The 3,800-nt window shown below is 69.1% G+C and carries 3 protein-coding genes; 2 read left to right on the top strand and 1 reads right to left on the bottom strand.

Annotated elements, in window-relative coordinates; all coding sequences use genetic code 11:
• Together R3280_RS16225 and R3280_RS16220 are read left to right on the top strand one after the other, a co-directional pair.
• The coding region (locus R3280_RS16225) for a GNAT family N-acetyltransferase (protein WP_318999649.1) at nucleotides 1-1,504 on the top strand (1,504 nt) is incomplete at its 5' end.
• An 82-nt stretch (nucleotides 1,505-1,586) separates the two neighbouring features.
• Entirely contained in the window at nucleotides 1,587-2,297 is a 711-nt protein-coding gene (locus R3280_RS16220) for an ankyrin repeat domain-containing protein (protein WP_318999648.1), read from the top strand.
• Between the two features lie 37 nt (nucleotides 2,298-2,334).
• On the opposite strand, the gene R3280_RS16215 is transcribed toward R3280_RS16220, so the two are convergent.
• Nucleotides 2,335-3,438, bottom strand: coding sequence for an enoyl-CoA hydratase/isomerase family protein (locus R3280_RS16215; protein WP_318999647.1), 1,104 nt, complete (start codon nucleotides 3,436-3,438; stop codon nucleotides 2,335-2,337).
• Nucleotides 3,439-3,800: the final 362 nt, after the last annotated feature.

Here is a 3,800-nt window from a genome sequence, read left to right as displayed (position 1 = left end):
CCTGGGCATGGGGGCCGTCGCCTGGCTCCGGCAAAACAGCGAGCGGGGCAGCGACGCCCGGGTGGTGGTCACGGCCGCCTCCCCGGAGGCGGTCCGCACCCTGTTTCATCACGCTCGGGAGGTGGCCGGTTCGGACGCGCAACAGGGTAGTGATGGTCTCAGCCTGACCCTGGCAGAGGGTCAGACCCTGCAGTTCTACGCCATCGACCGGCTGCTGCGGGAACGTCCGACGGCCGGCCTGGTGCTGGTGGATGAGGCCGCTGCCATACCCGCGCCCCAGCTCAGCGCCATCCTGCTGGCCTGGCCACGGGTGGTCTACGCCACCACCGTGCACGGTTACGAGGGCTCCGGCCGTGGTTTCACGCTGCGGTTCCGGGCCCAGCTGGAGCGCCAAAGCCCGGGCTGGCACGCGCTGACCCTGAGCCGGCCGATCCGCTGGGCGCCGGAGGATCCGCTGGAGGCCCTGGTGCGACGCCTGTTCCTGCTGGACGCGGAGGCGCCGGTGGAGGTCAGCGCCGGCACCGACCGCGACCTTCAACTGGAGCGCTGGGATCCGGGCCAGGCCAGTGAGACAGAGCTGGCCGCCGCCTTCGGTCTGCTGGTGGATTCCCATTACCGCACCACGCCGGGGGATTTGCGGCAGTGGCTGGACGATCCGGCGGCCAGGGTCTGGCTGGCCAGGGCCGATGGCCAGATCCTGGCGGTACTCTGGGCGACCGACGAGGGCGGCCTGGACACGGCCCTGGCGGATCAGGTGGCGGCGGGCCGGCGCCGGCTGCGGGGCCATCTGCTGCCCCAGTCCCTGGCCAATCACAGCGGTTTTGCCGAAGCCGCGACCCAGCGTCTGGCGCGCATTGTCCGGGTCGCGGTGCATCCGGAGAGCCGGCGGCAGGGCCTGGGGCAGCGGCTGGTGGCCGTTGCCGTCGAGGACGCCGGGAAGCGGGGACTGGATGCCATCGGCACCAGCTTTGGTGCCAGCCCGGGGTTGCTCGCATTCTGGCAGCGCACCGGCCTGCAGCCGGTGCGCCTTGGCCTGCAGCGCGAAGCCAGCAGTGGTGAATACGCCGTCCAGCTGCTGCAGGGGCTCTCCCCGCAAGGTCGGGCTCTGGCCGAACGTATCCGGGCGCGCCTCGCCGAGCACTGGCCGCTGCTGTTGGCCCGCTGCTGGCCGGATCTGGACCCGGAGCTGGTGCTGATGCTGACTGCCAGCCAGCCGCCGGCCCCGGCCCTGAGCCCGGACGATCGCCGGGAACTGGTGGCCTTCTGCCAGGGCCAGCGGGGCTTTGAGCTCAGCCTGCTGGCGCTGGTCCGGCTCAGCCTGCAGCCCGGCGCCGCCGATCGGCTCCGCGCCAGCCCCCAGGCCGCGCTCTGGGTTCGCGCGGTGCTGCAGGGCTGGGCCTGGCCGCAGTTGCAGGCCGCCGGCCATTGCCCGGGCCGGCGCCAGGGTGTGGCGGCCCTGCGAGCGCTGGCAGCGGAGCTGCAACAAGCCCTGTCGGCGAGCTGATTGCCAAGCTGTGAACCCTTCGCTTTAATTCCCGCCCGTGGCTGGCAGAATAAGGCCCTTATCCAATCATCGGGATCCTGCCATGGCCAAGGGAACTGGCGTCTGTGCCCTCATTCAACCGCTACCTAACGGTCTGGTCGCGCTGGCCTTTGCCCTGTTACTGGCTGGCTGTGCCGGCACACCGGCACCGGCCAACCTTGACCACCGCAGCGCCACTGCCGCGGACACCCCCATGCTGGCGGCAGCCGAGCAGGGCGATCTGGCCCGGGTGGAGGCGCTGACCCGGGAGGGCGCGGCACTGAACGCCGTCACCGAGCAGGGCACGCCCTTGCTGGCGGCGGCCCGATCCGGTCACGACCAGGTGGTGTGGTACCTGCTCAGTCAGGGCGCCGATTCCGATCTGGCCGCCGGCGATGGCCTGACCCCGCTGATGGCCGCCGCGGACCGCGGCCACCGCGGTGCCACCCGGTTGCTGCTGTCGGCGGGTGCGCAGGTGAATGCGGTCAGTGTCCGGGGCGAGACGCCCCTGCTGCTGGCGGCCCGGGCGGGCAACCTCTCGGTGGTCAAGGCGCTGCTGGGGGCCGGGGCCAACGTCAACGTCAGCCAGGGCGGGCAGTCATTGCTGATGCAGGTGGTGGCCGGTGGCGATCTGCTGACCGCCGAGGTCCTGCTGGCCGCCGGGGCCGATGTCCGCTACGCCGACCCCCAGGGCCGGACCGCTCTGGATGTGGCCCGGGCCAACGGCCATCGCGATCTGGAGATGCTGCTGGTGCAGGCGGGTGCGGGCTACTAGGGAGCCGGTGAGTAACGCCTGAGGCCGCCGAGGCTTGTCAGAGCGACGCCAGGGGGTCGTCCTGCCCGGTCCAGGGCGGCTGGAAGTGGGCCTCCACCTGGTCGGCGGTCACGTCTTCGATGCGCCGATGACGCCAGCGCGGCTGATGGTCCTTGTCGATCATCCGGGCCCGGATACCTTCCGCCAGGTCCGGTTGCCGGGCGCAGTTGGCCGCCATCACCAGTTCCATGCGGAACACATCCTTCAGTGACATCTGCCGGCCCCGTTCCAGCTGTTCGTGCACCAGCCAGGCGGTCATCGGGCAGCCGTTCTGCAGATTTTCCATGCAGTCCCGCCACCAGGGATCGTCACTCTGCTCCGCCCTCAGCCGGGTGCTGATGGTCCCCAGATCCCCCTCCCGGCAGATCCGGGCGATGGTCTGCTCATGCCGGGCCAGGTGGCTGTCCGGCAGGTCGTGATGGGGTGGGGTTTCCATCCGGTTCAGCAGGCGGTAGAGGCGGTTGTCATCAGCGGCCACCTCGCCGGTCCAGCGGGTGGCCACCATGGCTTCGATCAGGGCTTCCCGCTGTTGGGGGTAGACCGGCAGGTCCGCCAGGCCGACCCGAAGGGCGTCGCTGGCATTGAGGCGGGCCCCGGTCAGCCCCAGGAACAGGCCGAGCCCCTCCGGCAGGCGGTTTAGGAACCAGCTGGCACCCACATCCGGAAACAGGCCGATGTGGATCTCCGGCATCGCCATGGTCAGGTCCGGCGTGACCAGACGGTAGCGGCAGGCGCTCAGCAGCCCAAGGCCGCCCCCCATGACCACGCCCTGGGCCCAGGCCACCACCGGCTTGGGAAACCGGTGCAGGCTGTAATCCAGCCGGTATTCCTTGCTGAAGAACCGCACGGGCGCCCCGGTATCGGCGCCGCCGCTGAGCGCGTCATAGAGCTTGCGCAGGTTGCCGCCGGCACAGAAACCCTTGTCACCGGCGCCCTGCAACAGCACCAGGCAGATCCGGTCATCGTCGGCCCAGCGGTCCAGCGCTGCCTGCATGGCGTCGATCATGGCTTCAGAGAGCGCGTTGATGCGGTCCGGCTCGTCCAGGGTAAGGATGCCGAGACGGCCCTCGGCGCAGTGTCTTTCTTCAATCAGGATGGACATGGCTGGTGCTGCACTCCGCGGCTGGCTGGTGGACGGGGCCGCCAGTACTTTGGGATGAATGACGGCGAAAAGTCATCGGACCAAGGTGTCACTGCGTAAAGCATTCCCGGGGGAGGACCCCTTGTTCCAGCCTTTTTTGTTCATTTCCCGCTGTGCTATAAGGGGATGAACGCGTAATGATTGACCAATGTAACTGCCGACAAGTAAACCAATAAATCGTTCGATGAGAGGTTAGACCGCATGATTCTGAAAAACTACACCGCAGCCGGAGTTTTCGCTTTTTTGGCCGTTGCCCCCATGCTGGCCAGCGCTGCCGGCGATCCGGCGGCGGGCAAGGCCAAATCCGCGGTATGCGCGGCCTG

The sequence above is a fragment of the Marinobacter sp. genome (genome assembly GCF_033722195.1).
GTDB lineage: Bacteria > Pseudomonadota > Gammaproteobacteria > Pseudomonadales > Oleiphilaceae > Marinobacter.
The sequence above is the reverse complement of the archived record's forward strand: the minus strand, read 5'-3'. Positions and strand labels throughout refer to the sequence as shown.

Coding starts and splice junctions, on each gene's coding strand:
- R3280_RS16215 (WP_318999647.1), bottom strand. CDS start 3,438: ATGTCCATCCTGATTGAAGAAAGACACTGCGCCGAGGGCCGTCTCGGC.
- R3280_RS16220 (WP_318999648.1), top strand. CDS start 1,587: ATGGCCAAGGGAACTGGCGTCTGTGCCCTCATTCAACCGCTACCTAAC.